The sequence below is a fragment of the Mycolicibacter hiberniae genome, from assembly GCF_010729485.1.
In the GTDB taxonomy this organism is placed as follows: Bacteria; Actinomycetota; Actinomycetes; order Mycobacteriales; family Mycobacteriaceae; genus Mycobacterium; species Mycobacterium hiberniae.
The window spans coordinates 930,091-944,092 of the sequence record NZ_AP022609.1; the positions used below are offsets into that span (position 1 = coordinate 930,091).

At 68.7% G+C, this 14,002-nt stretch carries 9 protein-coding genes; 6 read left to right on the forward strand and 3 right to left on the reverse strand.

The window, feature by feature from the left end; genetic code table 11:
- The first annotated feature begins 16 nt into the window (after window positions 1–16).
- A complete protein-coding gene (locus G6N14_RS04400; protein ID WP_085134840.1) occupies window positions 17–2,026 on the forward strand; it encodes a bifunctional copper resistance protein CopD/cytochrome c oxidase assembly protein in 2,010 nt (669 codons plus the stop codon).
- Here G6N14_RS04400 and G6N14_RS04405 read toward each other — a convergent pair.
- Window positions 2,019–2,597: a TetR/AcrR family transcriptional regulator gene (locus G6N14_RS04405; RefSeq protein ID WP_085134710.1), complete on the reverse strand. Its 579-nt coding sequence runs from the start codon at window positions 2,595–2,597 to the stop codon at window positions 2,019–2,021. The genes G6N14_RS04400 and G6N14_RS04405 overlap by 8 nt on opposite strands.
- 114 nt (window positions 2,598–2,711) lie before the next feature.
- Between G6N14_RS04405 and G6N14_RS04410 the strand changes: the two genes are divergently transcribed.
- Complete coding sequence (locus G6N14_RS04410; RefSeq protein ID WP_085134711.1) at window positions 2,712–3,542, forward strand: SDR family NAD(P)-dependent oxidoreductase; 831 nt, start codon at window positions 2,712–2,714, stop codon at window positions 3,540–3,542.
- Here the strand turns inward: G6N14_RS04410 and G6N14_RS04415 are convergent.
- Together G6N14_RS04415 and G6N14_RS04420 are read right to left on the reverse strand one after the other, a co-directional pair.
- Window positions 3,504–4,235: a nitroreductase family protein gene (locus tag G6N14_RS04415; protein ID WP_085134712.1), complete on the reverse strand. Its 732-nt coding sequence runs from the start codon at window positions 4,233–4,235 to the stop codon at window positions 3,504–3,506. The two genes, G6N14_RS04410 and G6N14_RS04415, sit on opposite strands and share 39 nt — an antisense overlap.
- Window positions 4,236–4,398: 163 nt before the next feature.
- Entirely contained in the window at window positions 4,399–5,730 is a 1,332-nt protein-coding gene (locus tag G6N14_RS04420) for an MFS transporter (protein ID WP_085134841.1), read from the reverse strand.
- 171 nt (window positions 5,731–5,901) lie between these two features.
- On the opposite strand from G6N14_RS04420, the gene G6N14_RS04425 reads away from it, so the two are divergent.
- From G6N14_RS04425 to G6N14_RS04440, 4 genes are all read left to right on the forward strand, one after another.
- The gene (locus G6N14_RS04425; RefSeq protein WP_085134713.1) at window positions 5,902–6,690 is read left to right on the forward strand and encodes an LppX_LprAFG lipoprotein; all 789 of its coding nucleotides are present in this window, start codon (window positions 5,902–5,904) and stop codon (window positions 6,688–6,690) included.
- A gap of 151 nt (window positions 6,691–6,841) precedes the next feature.
- Window positions 6,842–7,321 carry a single-stranded DNA-binding protein gene (locus tag G6N14_RS04430; protein ID WP_085134714.1) on the forward strand — a complete coding sequence of 160 codons (480 nt, stop codon included), beginning with the start codon at window positions 6,842–6,844 and terminating at the stop codon, window positions 7,319–7,321.
- Window positions 7,322–7,401: 80 nt separating this feature from the next.
- Window positions 7,402–9,075 carry an energy-dependent translational throttle protein EttA gene (gene ettA / locus G6N14_RS04435; protein ID WP_085134715.1) on the forward strand — a complete coding sequence of 558 codons (1,674 nt, stop codon included), beginning with the start codon at window positions 7,402–7,404 and terminating at the stop codon, window positions 9,073–9,075.
- A 53-nt stretch (window positions 9,076–9,128) separates the two neighbouring features.
- Window positions 9,129–13,982 carry an NAD-glutamate dehydrogenase gene (locus tag G6N14_RS04440; RefSeq protein WP_085134716.1) on the forward strand — a complete coding sequence of 1,618 codons (4,854 nt, stop codon included), beginning with the start codon at window positions 9,129–9,131 and terminating at the stop codon, window positions 13,980–13,982.
- Window positions 13,983–14,002: the final 20 nt, after the last annotated feature.

Consider the following 14,002-nt stretch of genomic DNA (forward strand, 5'->3'; position numbering starts at 1 on the left):
CCATACCCTGGAACCCATGACGGCGATTTCGGCGATCCGCGGCCGCGCGGCGACCCTGGTGCCGATGCTGTCCGGCTTGGCGCTGCTGGCCGGCGGCACCGCCGCGGGAATCGGGGCGCTGTCGCTGACCGACGCGCTGACGGCCACAGGCCTGCCCGACCCGGGGCCGGTGACCACCCTGGGGCTGCCCTTCGTGCGGGCGGTCGGCGAGTTCGCCGCCGCGCTGGCGGTCGGATCATTCCTGCTCGCGGCGTTTCTGGTGCCGCCGCAGCAAAGCGGGGTGCTCGACGCCGCCGGCTATCGCGCGCTGCGGTTGGGCACCGTCGCGTCGGGCACCTGGGCGGTCTGCGCGGCGCTGCTCGTTCCCCTGACCATCTCCGACGTCTCCGGCCACCGGCTCTCGCAGCTGCTGGAACCGTCGACCGTGTGGTCGCTGGCGGGTCTGCTCGACACCGCATCGGCCTGGCGCTGGACGGCCTTTTTGGCGGCGCTGCTCACGCTGGTGAGCCTGCCGGTGCTGCGCTGGTCGTGGACCCCGGTGCTGCTGGCCGGATCGCTGCTGACCCTGCTGCCGTTGGGGTTGACCGGTCACTCAGCGGCCGGCGGCTCGCACGACATGGCCACCAACAGCCTGCTCATCCACCTGATCGCCGCGGGCCTGTGGGCCGGCGGGCTGCTGGCGCTGCTGGTCCACGCGCTGCGCGGCGGCGAGCACGCCGACTTGGCAGCACGGCGGTTCTCCACGGTGGCGCTGTGGTGTTTCGTGGCGATGGGCCTGTCGGGGATGCTCAACGCACTGGTGCGGGTGACCCCCGCGGAACTGTTCACCACCCCATACGGCCGGTTGGTGACGGCCAAGTTCGTGGCCCTGTGCGTGCTGGGCGTCATCGGAGTCTGGCAGCGGCGCCGCGGCGTGGCGGCGCTGCAGGAAGACCCGGGCCAGCGCGCTCCGCTGATCCGGTTGGCGCTGACGGAGGCGGTGGTCTTCGCGGTCACGTTCGGGATCGCGGTGGGGCTGGGTCGCACCCCGCCCCCTCCGCCGGCGGTGCTCGACCCGTCGATCCCGATGGTCAAGATCGGCTACGACTTCGCCGGTCCGCCGACCGTGGCGCGCATCCTGTTCGACTGGCGCTTCGACGTGGTGTTCGGCACGGCCGCGCTGGTGCTGGCGGGCGTGTACCTGGCCGGTGTGCTGCGGCTACGCCGGCGCGGCGACGCCTGGCCCGCGGGCCGCACCACCGCCTGGATGCTGGGCTGTGCGACGCTGCTGTTCGCCACCTCGTCGGGCACCGGCCGCTACATGCCGGCGATGTTCAGCATTCACATGATCGTGCACATGCTGCTGTCGATGCTGGTGCCGATTCTGCTGGTGTTCGGCGGGCCCACCACGCTGGCGTTGCGGGCGCTGCCGGTCGCCGGACGCGGCGAGCCCCCCGGAATGCGGGAGTGGCTGCTGGCCGCGCTGCACAGCCGGTTTTCGCGGTTCCTCACCAACCCGATCATTGCGGCGGTGATCTTCGTCGTCGGCTTCTACGGGCTGTACTTCAGCAGCCTGTTCGACTCGATCGTCGGCAGCCACGCCGGGCACCTGGCGATGAACGTGCACTTTCTGCTCAGCGGCTATCTCTTCTACTGGGTGGTGATCGGCGTGGATCCGACGCCCCGGCCCATCTCGCCGCTGGCGAAACTGGCGGTGGTGTTCGCCTCGCTGCCGTTGCACGGCTTTTTCGGGGTCTTCCTGATGGGCATGCACAAGGTGCTGGGGGAGTGGTTCTACGGTTCCCTGGGTTTGCCCTGGCATACCGACCTGGCCGGCGACCAGCATCTCGGGGGCGGAATCACCTGGGCGGCAGGGGAGTTGCCGCTGCTGATGGTGATGATCGCGCTGTTGGTGCAGTGGCATCGCAGTGATCGCCGCACCGCGAAGCGACTTGACCGCGCCGCCGCCCGCGACGACGACGCCGACCTGGCCGCCTATAACGCGATGCTGGCTGAGATGTCCGGCCGCGACGGCCCGCCTAGGTGATCTGCCCGGCTGTGACCAGCACCGCCGCGCGCACCCGGTCGGCGAGGGCCTGTGCCGAGGAGGTGTCGAGCTTGCCGTCCAGGTGCAGGAAGGCCAGGCCGTGCACCAGTCCCCACACGGCGATGGCCATCGCCTCCGGGTCGGAAGCGGGAAAAACCTGCCGCACCGTCGCGTTCAGGTAGCCCTGGATCGCCGTCACCGCCGCTGACCGCTCCGGGTTGGTCGGGTCGCACTTCTCGGCGAACATCACCCGGAAGAGTCCAGGGCGGTTCACGGCGAACTGGACGTAGGCGATCGCGATTGCGGCGAGATCGTCGGCCGTCGTCGGCTCGGGATGTGCCGCGACGAGGTCGGTCGCCAATTCCTGATAGCCCACGGCGGCGATCGCCGACAGCAGCGCGTTGCGGTCGGCGAAGTGCCGGTAGGGCGCGGCGGTCGATACCCCGGCGCGGCGGGCCGCGGCACGCAGCGACAGTTCCGAGGCGCCGTTTTCCTCAAGGAGATCCATAGCTGCGCGCAACAGGGTTCCGGGCAGGTCACCGTGGTGGTAGGCCTTGGTCGACGGTGACATCTGTGACTACCCCGTGTTGACGCCGCTTACATGAGTTCTTAATGTTAGCAGCGTCCGCGTGTAAGCGTCGCTAACATAAGGCGCTCGGCGGCGTTCATCGAAGGAGGCCGTGCAGTGAGCTCACCGCGAACGATCGTGATCACCGGCGCCAGCGACGGCATCGGTGCCGTCGCAGCGCGCGCCCTGGCCGGACCGGGGGTCAACCTGGTCGTCGCCGGCCGCTCCGCCCAGAAATTGGCGCCGGTCGCCGCCGATACCGGTGCCACCGCGCTCACCGCTGATTTCGCCGATCTGAACCAGGTCCGCGCCCTGGCCGAACAGATCCGCGAACAGGTCGGCTCCATCGACGTGCTGCTGAACAATGCGGGAGGAACCTTCACGCCGCGTCTGCGTACTGCCCAAGACCATGAACCCAACTTCGGGATCAACCACCTCGCGCCCTTCCTGCTGACCAACCTGCTGCGCGATCGACTGGCCGCGTCCGGTGGCGCTTTGGTGCTCAACACTTCCAGCATTGGCAACCGGCTGGGACACGTCGACCTCGATGACCTGGACTACCGGCGCCGGCATGCCTTCGAGGGGCGGGCCTACGGGACAAGCAAGCTGATGAACATCCTGTTCACCCGCGGTATCGCTGCGCGCTGGTCTGATGACGGGATCGTCTCGGCCGCAGTGCATCCCGGTCCGGTCGCGTCAAGCTTCGGTCGCGACTCATGGTTCGTCGGGCTGCTCTACCGCACTCCGCTGCGGCACCTCGCGACCATCACCCCCGCCCGGGGCGCCACGCCGTTGATCGAACTGGCCAACCGCGGCGCCGACCCGGAGATCAACGGCGTCTACTTCGACCGGCACCGTGCGCATGGCCGTGAGAATCGGCAAGCCCATGACCCCAAGCTCATCGACGGTCTATGGACCATCTCCGCCGAGCTTGTCGGGCTGGACTGATCGCAACGGCTGGTGACCGAAGCGGTCGACGTGCACCACGTCCTCGATCGGTGGACGCTGGGTCGGGCCGTAATGCCCGCGAGCCCAGCCGATCGGGATGATGCACACCGGCACCATCTCGGGCGGCAGCTCCAGCACGCGGCGTGTGCGGCGTACCAGCCACACGGGCAGCGTCTGCAGGGAGGCGCCCAGGCCCACGGCGCGGCACGCCAGGAGCAGGTTCTGCACCGCGGGATAGACCGAGCCGTAGAACGACGAGACGGAGATCTGCGGCCAGCCCACCGGCCGGTGGCGCAGGTTGCGCCGGTAGCAGGCCACCACGAGGGTCGGCAGCTCGTGGAAGTGCTCACGTTGCCATTCGGACACCCGCAACTGGCGTCGCGTCGGTTCATCGGTGGCAGCGTGCCTGGCAAACCACCCGAACAGCGTGAACATTCGTTGGTAGCTGCGCACCAGGCGTCGCTTCTGCTCGGGGTCGTTGACGACGACAAATGCCCAGTCTTGACTGTTTGAGCTGGTAGGAGCCTTCAGTGCGAGCGCCAGCACCTCGCGCAGCAGTTCCTCGTCGACGGCGGCGAAGTGCAGCCGGCGGATCGCCCGCTGCGAGCGCATGGCCTCGGCGAGCGGCATGCTCAAGCCCGCGAGAGCCTCGGCGGCGTCAGGGGGCGTGAAGGGGGCCGGGGTTGTGCTCATCGCTTCTCCTCGACGACACGACATTCGATACCGGCGTCGGTGAGTCGGCGCAGGGGGTTCTCGCCACCGGGGGCGACGCGGCAAGCAATGTTAACGGTGCTTACGTCAGCATAGACGGCGACGTGGTGCCGACAACCCTGCGCTCGGTCAGGGTGGGCCGGCGCTACTCGCGCAGCCCCGCTTCGGCGAGCGCCTCGGCCTCGTGCTCAGTGGCCACCGAGGGCCCCGATCCCGGGAGTCGTTTACCGGCGACCTCCGGGGTGAACCACACCGTGATCGCCCCCACGACGCCCGCACCCATCAACAGATAGGCCGGCATCAGCACATTGCCGGTCCCCGCCACCAGCGTCTCGGCGACCAACGGCGTGGTGCCGCCGAACAGCGACACCGAAATGTTGAAACTGATCGCCACCGCGAAGTACCGCACGGGCGAGGGGAACAGGGCGGGCAGGGTCGACGGTGTGGTGCTGTAGAAGCACAACAGCCCCAGCCCGATGAGCAGCACACCGAGCAGACGCAGCGGATAGCTGCCGCCCCGGCCGATCAACAAGAACGCCGGAACGGAGCCGACGATCAGCACAGCGCTGCCGGTCCACAGGATCGGCTTGCGGCCGATCCGGTCGGACAGCCTGGCCAGCGGCACCACCGCGATCAGCATCAGCACCAGCGTCACCACGATCATGCCCAGTCCGCGGCTGCCGCTGATCCGGCCGACCTGCTTGAAGTACGTCGGCAGGTAACCGGTGAGCAGGTAGTTGGTGACGTTCTCGGCCAGCACCAGGCCAACGCAGATCAGCAGGCTGCTACGCAGCCCGAGCACCGTCCGCCAGGCCGGCGCGTTGCCGGGTCCGGTTTCTGCGTCGGCGTGCAGCCGTTCGTAGACCGGTGACTCGTCGATGCGCAATCGCATGTACAGCGCGACGGCCGCCAGCGGGACACCCAGCAGGAACGGCACCCGCCAACCCCACCGCAGCATCTCGGCCACCGGCAGCTGCGCCTTGAGGACGGCCACCACCGCCGCGCCCATCACGTAGCCGCCCAGGGTGCCCAACGGCAGGAATCCGGTCAGCGCACCGCGATCGCGATCGGGGGCGTGTTCGCTGATGTGGGTCATGGCGCCCACGTACTCGCCGCCGGTGGAGAACCCCTGCATGATGCGGGTGACCAGGAGCAGGATCGGAGCCCAGATCCCGATCTCCTCAAAGGGCGGCAGCAGACCCGTCACCGTGGTGCCGACCGCCATCAGCGTGACGGTCATGATCAACACCCGTTTGCGGCCGATCCGGTCACCCAGCGCGCCGAAGATGATGCCGCCGAACGGTCGCACCGCGAAGGCCGCCGCCAGGGTCCCGAACGTGGCGATCAGACCGGCCGCGCTGGAGCTGTCACCGGGGTAGAAAACCTGCGCGATCGTGGTGGCCGAAAAGCCGTAGATGCCGAAGTCGTACCACTCCATGAAGTTGCCGATGGCGGTGCCCGCGATCGAGCGCCGCATGGCTACCGGGTCCGCGACCCGGATATCGTCGCGCGCCCAGGTGCCGCGGCCCGTGTGTTCACCGCTGCCGGTTCGGCCCTTGGTACCCACCGCAAGCAACGTATACCAACTGCCCGGCCCCGCCACGGCAACTCCTGCCCGGCCGGTCGGGTGGTCTCTACCATGGCGAATATGCGCAGGCTGCCTGGCGTGCTGACCGTGGCCGGCGCTGTCGCTGCCCTGACGGCCGGATGCTCGGTGACGCCGCCGGAACGGGGTCCGGAGGCCTCGGCGTCAGCGGTCGCGCCGTCGGCGCCCACCGCACCGCCGGGGTCCTGGGCCAGCGCAGTGCCGCGCCCGCCGAAGAAATTCACCGAGCCGCTGCCCGATGCGGCGGCGCTCCTTCAGGAGTCCGGCGTCGCCACCGCGCAACCCGGCAGTGTGCACCTGTCGTTGTCGGTGATCGGTGAGATCGACACCATGGGCATCACGGCGCTCGATGCCGACGTGACCGAGCAACCGGCTCCGGCGGCCCGGGGCTACGCCAAGATCGGCTACCGGGGCGCGGCGGCCTATGTCGACGTCGTGGTGTTCGGCGGCCGCCTCTACGTGTCGCAGGAGCAGGGCCGGTGGGTCGATTACGGGCCGGCCTCCAACTTCTATGACCCGGCGCGCATCCTGAGCCCGGACACCGGCCTGGCGGATCTGCTGACCGGCTTCGTGGACCCCGAGGTGGAGCAGCGCGAGATGGTCGGCGACGTGGCCACGGTCCGGATCACCGGCGAGGTCTCGGCCGCCGCGGCGAAGAAGATCGTGCCCCGGCTGCAGGCCACCAAGCGGACCGCGTGCACGGCCTGGATCCAGGAGACCGACGCGCATCACCTGGTCGCACTCGAGCTGGCCTCGGGGGACGACGCCGCTGTGCAGCTGAGGTTCTCCAACTGGGGAGCGCCGGTGACCGTCGGGCAGCCGCGCACCTAGCTGGTGCGCGGCGTTATCCCCAGTTCGCTGTTCTTCCACAGATGGGCGGTGCGGGCGATCCCCGGCAGGGCTCGTTGTCGGCCCCGACCGGCCCAATGGGTGCAGCACCGGCGGGCTCGTCGGGTTCGCCGCAACAAGGAGGGAAGTACCCATGTTCGAGACAACGCTGACCGTGATCGGCAACATCGTCACCGACCCCATCCGCCGCCGGGTGGGTGAGCACGAGCTGATCAAGTTCCGGGTCGCCAGCAACTCGCGCCGGCGCGGCGCCGACGGGAGCTGGGAGACCGGCAACACGCTGTTCATCACCGTCAACTGCTGGGACCGGCTGGTCACCGGAGTGGGTGCGTCGTTGAGCAAGGGACTGCCGGTGATCGTGGTCGGGCACGTCTTCACCAGCGAATACGAGGACAAGGACGGAGTCCGCCGGTCCTCGGTCGAGCTGCGCGCCACAGCGGTGGGCCCCGACCTGGCGCGGTGCGCGGCCCGCGTGGAGAAGATCATCGCCGCCGGACCGGACAGTCCGCTGGTCGCCGCACGCGGTGAGCACGCCGATGGCCCGGACAGCACCCACCCCGACGCCGACGCCGATGCCGGAGCCGAGATGACGGGCATGGCCCTGGCACCGTGAGCGCAGCCGACAGCGGTGCCGGGTGACCCCCTAGGATGGTCAGCGAGCAATTTCGCGAGACCAGGAGGCGACACCCCGGCATGGCTGAGTTCATCTACACGATGAAGAAGGTGCGCAAAGCACACGGCGACAAAGTCATCCTCGACGATGTCACGCTGAATTTCCTGCCCGGCGCCAAGATCGGTGTGGTCGGCCCCAACGGTGCCGGCAAGTCCAGCGTCCTGCGGATCATGGCCGGCCTGGACAAGGCCAACAACGGCGACGCCTTCTTGGCGCCCGGCGCCACGGTCGGCATCCTGTTGCAGGAGCCGCCCCTGGACGAGACCAAAACGGTCCGGGAGAACGTCGAAGAGGGCGTGCCGATCAAGGCCAAGCTCAACCGGTACAACGAGGTCGCCGAGCTGATGGCCACCGACTACACCGATGAGCTGATGGAGGAGATGGGCAAGCTCCAGGAGGAGCTTGACGCCGCCGACGCCTGGGACATCGATTCGCAGCTCGAACAGGCGATGGACGCCCTGCGCTGCCCGCCGCCCGACGAGCCGGTGACCCACCTCTCCGGGGGCGAGCGGCGGCGGGTGGCGCTGTGCAAGCTGCTGTTGAGCAAGCCCGATCTGCTGCTGCTCGACGAGCCGACCAACCACCTCGACGCCGAGAGCGTGCTGTGGCTGGAGCAGCACCTGGCCTCCTACCCGGGCGCGATCCTCGCGGTTACCCACGACCGCTACTTCCTCGACAACGTGGCGGAGTGGATTCTGGAGCTCGACCGCGGCCGGGCCTACCCCTACGAGGGCAACTACTCCACCTATCTGGAGAAGAAAGCCGAGCGCCTTGAGGTGCAGGGCAAGAAAGACCAGAAGCTGCAGAAGCGGCTCAGGGACGAACTCGCCTGGGTGCGCTCGGGCGCCAAGGCCCGCCAGGCCAAGAACAAGGCCCGGCTGCAGCGCTACGAGGAGATGGCTGCCGAGGCGGAGAAGACCCGCAAGCTCGACTACGAGGAGATCCAGATCCCGGTCGGCCCGCGCCTGGGCAACCAGGTGGTCGAGGTCGAACACCTCGACAAGGGCTTCGGCGGCCGCCTGCTGATCAAAGACCTGTCGTTCACACTGCCGCGCAACGGCATCGTCGGTGTGATCGGCCCCAACGGCGTCGGCAAGACGACCCTGTTCAAGACCATCGTCGGTCTCGAAGAGCCGGACAGCGGCACGGTCAAGGTCGGCGAGACGGTCAAACTGAGCTACGTCGACCAGAATCGCGCGGGCATCGACCCGAAGAAGACGGTCTGGGAAGTGGTCTCCGACGGTTTGGACTACATCGAGGTCGGCCAGAACGAGATCCCCTCGCGGGCTTACGTCTCGGCGTTCGGCTTCAAGGGCCCCGACCAGCAGAAGCCTGCCGGTGTGCTCTCCGGCGGTGAGCGCAACCGGCTGAACCTGGCATTGACGCTCAAGCAGGGCGGCAACCTGATCCTGTTGGACGAGCCGACCAACGACCTCGACGTCGAAACGCTCGGTTCGCTGGAGAACGCCCTCGAACAGTTCCCCGGGTGCGCGGTGGTGATCAGCCACGACCGCTGGTTCCTCGACCGCACCTGCACGCACATCCTCGCGTGGGAGGGTGACGACAACAACGAGGCCAAGTGGTTCTGGTTCGAAGGAAACTTCGGCGCCTACGAGGAGAACAAGGTGGAACGGCTCGGGGCCGAGGCGGCGCGTCCGCATCGAGTGACCCATCGCAGACTCACCCGCGGCTAAGGTTGGTCCGGTAGCGGCGCTGCCGGAACTGACACTGGTCAGGAGGGGTGGGGATGACCGAGTCCACCGAGGAATCGACCGCGTGGACAACGTTTCCCGATCCCTCTGAACCGCAAGGCGTTCCCGCCTGGGTAACGGCTGCCTACGTCGAGGCCTACCGGGGGTCGCACAGCGACTCGCTGGTCGGTGACGAACTCATCGGTACCGATCCGGCCGGCCGGGCGGCCGCCACCGCCGTGGTGGCCCCGGCCCTGGCGGCCGCGCAGGCCCGGCTGGCGTCGCACCGGCTCGCCGGGCAGACCCGAGTCGCGGTGTACCCCGCCGACGACAGGTGGGGATTCGGGCCGGCGCTGCAGGTGGTCACCGAGCACGCCGGCATGCTGATGGACTCCCTGGCGGTGCTGCTGCACCGCCTCGGGGTGGCCTTCGTGGGCATCAGCACGCCGGTGTTCACCGTGCAGCGCGACGAGGCAGGGGAGCTGCGCAGCGTCTCCCCGGCTGCGGCGGACGGCGCGGCGGGCGCTGAGGCGTGGATCCATGTACAGCTGTCGCCAACGGTCAGCCGGCACACCCTCGCCGAGATCGAACGGGTGCTGCCGGACGTGATGGCCGACGTACGGCAGGTAGCCGTTGATTCCCACGCGATGCGCAGCGCGCTGACCGGGCTTGCCGCCGAGGTCGAGGCCGACCCCCACGGCCACTACCGTGCACCGGATCGCCACGATGTCGCCGCTTTGCTGCACTGGCTGGCCGATGGGCACTTCGTGCTGCTCGGCTGCCAGAAAGGGGTGGTGCGCGACGGGCAGGTGCTGGTCGACGACGCCGCCCGGCTGGGGGTGCTGCGTCTTCGTAAGTCGTTGCGGCCCAGGCTTACCGGCGACAAGTTGTTGACCTTGGCGCAGGCCACCGTGCCCAGCTTCATGCGGTTCAGTTCGCGTACCTATGTGGTGGTGATCCGTCAGGACACCGGCGACAGCGTCGTCGCGCACCGCTTCGTCGGGCTGTTCACCGCAGCGGCCATGAACGCCGATGTCTTCGAGATCCCCGTCATCTCCCGCACTGTCCGCGAGGCTCTGGCGCTGGCGGACCAGGAGCCCGGCCATCCGGGGCAGCTGCTGCTCGACATCATCCAGACCGTCCCACGTTCAGAGCTTTTCGCGATCGACGCCGAGCAGCTGCTGAGCATGGCGATGGCGGTGTCGGATCTGGGTTCGCGGCGCGGAACTCTGCTGTTCCTCCGCGGCGACCGGACCGGGCGCTTTGTGTCCTGCCTGGTGTATCTGCCCCGCGACCGCTACACCACGCCGGTGCGGGTGCACATGGAGCAGATCCTGCTGCACGAGTTGGGCGGGGTAGGGCTGGAGTACAGCGCCCGCGTCAGTGAAGCGCCTTGGGCGTTACTGCATTTCATGGTCCGGATGTCCGATGAACCCGACGCCCGCGCGGTCGACTGCGGCGAGGCCGACCGGCTGCGGATCCAGGCGCTGCTGGCCGAGGCCACCCGCACCTGGGGCGACCGGCTGCTGGAGGCGGCGGCGCAGGACTCCATCGACGCCGACCTGGCCGAACACTATGCCGCGGCTTTCGACGAGAGCTACAAGCAGGCTGTCACCCCGGCGCAGGCAGTCGCCGACATCCCGATCGTCGAGCGGTTGACCGATGGTTCGGTCAACTTGGTGTTCTCCGGCTACGGCGAGGCCGACGGAGCGCAATTGGCCTGGTTTCTCGGCGGGCACGGAGCATCGCTGAGTCGGCTGTTGCCGATGCTGCAGTGCATGGGGGTGGCGGTGCTCGAGGAGCGGCCGTTCACCGTCACCCGCGCCGACGGGCTGACCGCGTGGATCTACCGATTCAGGGTGTCAGCGGACCCCACCATCGCAATCCCGGCGACCGGGGACGCACGCGTCGATGCCGAGCAGCGGTTCGCCGAGGCCGTCACAGCCATTTGGGAGGGCCGGGTCGAGGCCGACCGATTCAACGAGTTGGTGCTGCGCGCCGGGCTGACCTGGCAACAGGTCGTGGTGCTGCGCGGCTACGCCAAATACCTGCGTCAGGCCCGATTCCCCTACAGCGAGAGCCACATCGCCGCGGTGCTCAACGACTACCCCGGCATCGCGCGGGCACTGGTGGCGCTGTTCGAGGCCCTGTTCGACCCATCCCGTGTGCAGCGCAACACCGGCGCGCAAGCCGCGGCCGCCGAGGTCGCCGCCGGAATCGACGCAGTGGTCAGCCTGGACACCGACCGGGTGCTGCGCGCGTTCGCCTCCCTGATTCAGGCCACCCTGCGCACCAATTACTTCGTCACCCGCACCGAGTCGGCACGGGCGCGCAACGTGCTGGCGCTCAAGCTGAATGCCCGTTTGATCGATGAGTTGCCGCTGCCGCGGCCCAAATTCGAGATCTTCGTCTACTCGCCGCGTGTCGAGGGTGTGCACTTGCGATTCGGCTTCGTCTCGCGCGGGGGGCTGCGCTGGTCGGACCGCCGTGAGGACTACCGCACCGAGGTCCTCGGGCTGGTCAAAGCCCAGGCGGTGAAGAACGCCGTCATCGTCCCCACCGGGGCCAAGGGCGGATTCGTGGTCAAAAGCCCGCCGACGCCCACCGGCGACCCGATCGCCGACCGCGAGGCGGCCCGCGCCGAAGGAATTGCCTGCTACACCCTGTTCATCTCCGCCCTGCTCGACGTCACCGACAACGTCGATCACGCCACCGGGACCATCAGCGCGCCGCCGCAGGTGGTGCGCCGCGACGGCGACGACGCCTACCTGGTGGTGGCCGCCGACAAGGGCACCGCGAGCTTCTCCGACATCGCCAACGGGGTCGCCGAGTCCTACGGCTATTGGCTGGGCGACGCGTTCGCGTCCGGTGGGTCGGTCGGATACGACCACAAAGAGATGGGGATCACCGCCAAGGGCGCCTGGGAATCGGTCAAGCGGCACTTCCGCGAGATGGGCGTCGACACCCAGACTCAGGACTTCACCGCCGTCGGTGTCGGGGACATGAGCGGCGACGTGTTCGGCAACGGGATGCTGCGCAGCCGACACATTCGGTTGGTCGCCGCCTTCGACCATCGGCACATCTTCCTCGACCCCGACCCCGATCCGGTCCGGTCCTTCGCCGAGCGGCAGCGGATGTTCGACCTGCCCCGGTCCAGCTGGGACGACTACGACAAGTCACTGATCAGCGCCGGCGGCGGTGTCTATGCGCGAGACCGCAAGTCCGTGCCGGTCAGCCCGCAGGTGGCCGCGGTGCTGGGCCTCGACGCGGACGTCGCCGAGCTGACCCCGCCGGCGCTGATCCGGGCGATCCTGCGGGCACCGGTGGACCTGCTGTTCAACGGCGGCATCGGCACCTACGTCAAAGCCGAGTCCGAGTCCGACGCAGAGGTGGGCGACCGCGCCAACGACCAGGTGCGGCTCAACGGAAACCAGGTGCGCGCCAAGGTGATCGGTGAGGGCGGAAACCTCGGCGTCACCCCGCTGGGCCGGGTGGAGTTCGACCTGGCCGGCGGGCGGATCAACACCGACGCGCTGGACAACTCCGCCGGAGTGGACTGCTCCGACCACGAGGTCAACATCAAGATCCTCATCGACGCCCTGGTCACCGTCGGCAAGCTCGACGCCGCGGATCGTCCGCAGTTACTCGCGTCGATGACCGATGAGGTCACCGCCCTGGTGCTGGCCGACAACACCGCCCAGAACGACCTGATGGGCACCAGCCGCGCCAACGCGGCGAGCCTGCTGCCGGTGCATGCCGACCAGATCCGGCACCTGGTGGCCGCCCACGGCCTGCACCGCGAACTGGAGGCGCTGCCGTCGGAGAAGGAGATCATGCGGCGGGCCGAGGCCGGGCTGGGTCTGGCCTCCCCGGAACTGGCCACGCTGATGGCGCACGTCAAGCTGACGCTCAAGGCGGCGGTGCTGGCCACCGATCTGCCCGACCAGGACGCGTTCGCAGCCCGGCTGCCGAAATACTTCCCGCGAATCCTGCAGCAGCGCTTCGGCGCCGAGATCCGCCAGCACCAACTGCGCCGCGAAATCGTGGCCACCATGCTGGTCAATGATGTGGTGGACACCGCGGGCATCACCTACGCCTACCGGATCACCGAGGACGTGGGCGTCGACCCGGTCGATGCGGTACGCGCCTACGTCGCGACCGACGCCATCTTCGGGGTGGGTGAGCTGTGGCGCCGGATACGCGCGGCCGGTGAGCGGGACGGCCTGCCGGTGGCGGTGACCGACCGGATGACCCTGGACCTTCGCCGGCTCATCGACCGGGCGGGCCGTTGGCTGCTCAACTACCGCCCCCAGCCGCTGGCGGTGGGCGCCGAGATCAACCGGTTCGCCGGGCAGGTCGCCGAACTGTCACCGCGGATGACGGACTGGTTGCGCGGTGGCGACGCCGGCATCGTCGCCAAGCACGTCGGTGAGTTCGAAGCGCAAGGCGTGCCGCGTGACCTGGCCACCGACGTCGCCATGGGCCTGTACCGCTACAGCTTGCTCGACGTCATCGACATCGCCGACATCACCGAACGCGACGCCGAGGAGGTGGCGGACACCTACTTTGCGTTGATGGACCGGTTGGGCACCGACGGGTTGCTGACCGCGGTCGCCCAGTTGCCCCGCAATGACCGCTGGCATGCCTTGGCGCGGTTGGCCATCCGTGACGACATCTACAATTCGGTGCGGTCGCTGTGCCTGGACGTGCTGGCGGTCGGGGAACCGGATGAGGACGGGATGCAGAAAATCGCCGAATGGGAATCGACCAACGCCTCGCGCGTTGAGCGGGCGCAGCGCACGCTGACCCAGATCTATGAGTCCGACCAGCGCGATCTGGCGACACTGTCGGTGGCGGCGCGCCAGATCCGCAGCATGACGCGCGCCAGCGGGCGAGGAGCGGCGTCGTGACTCACGCCGGCGAACCGACC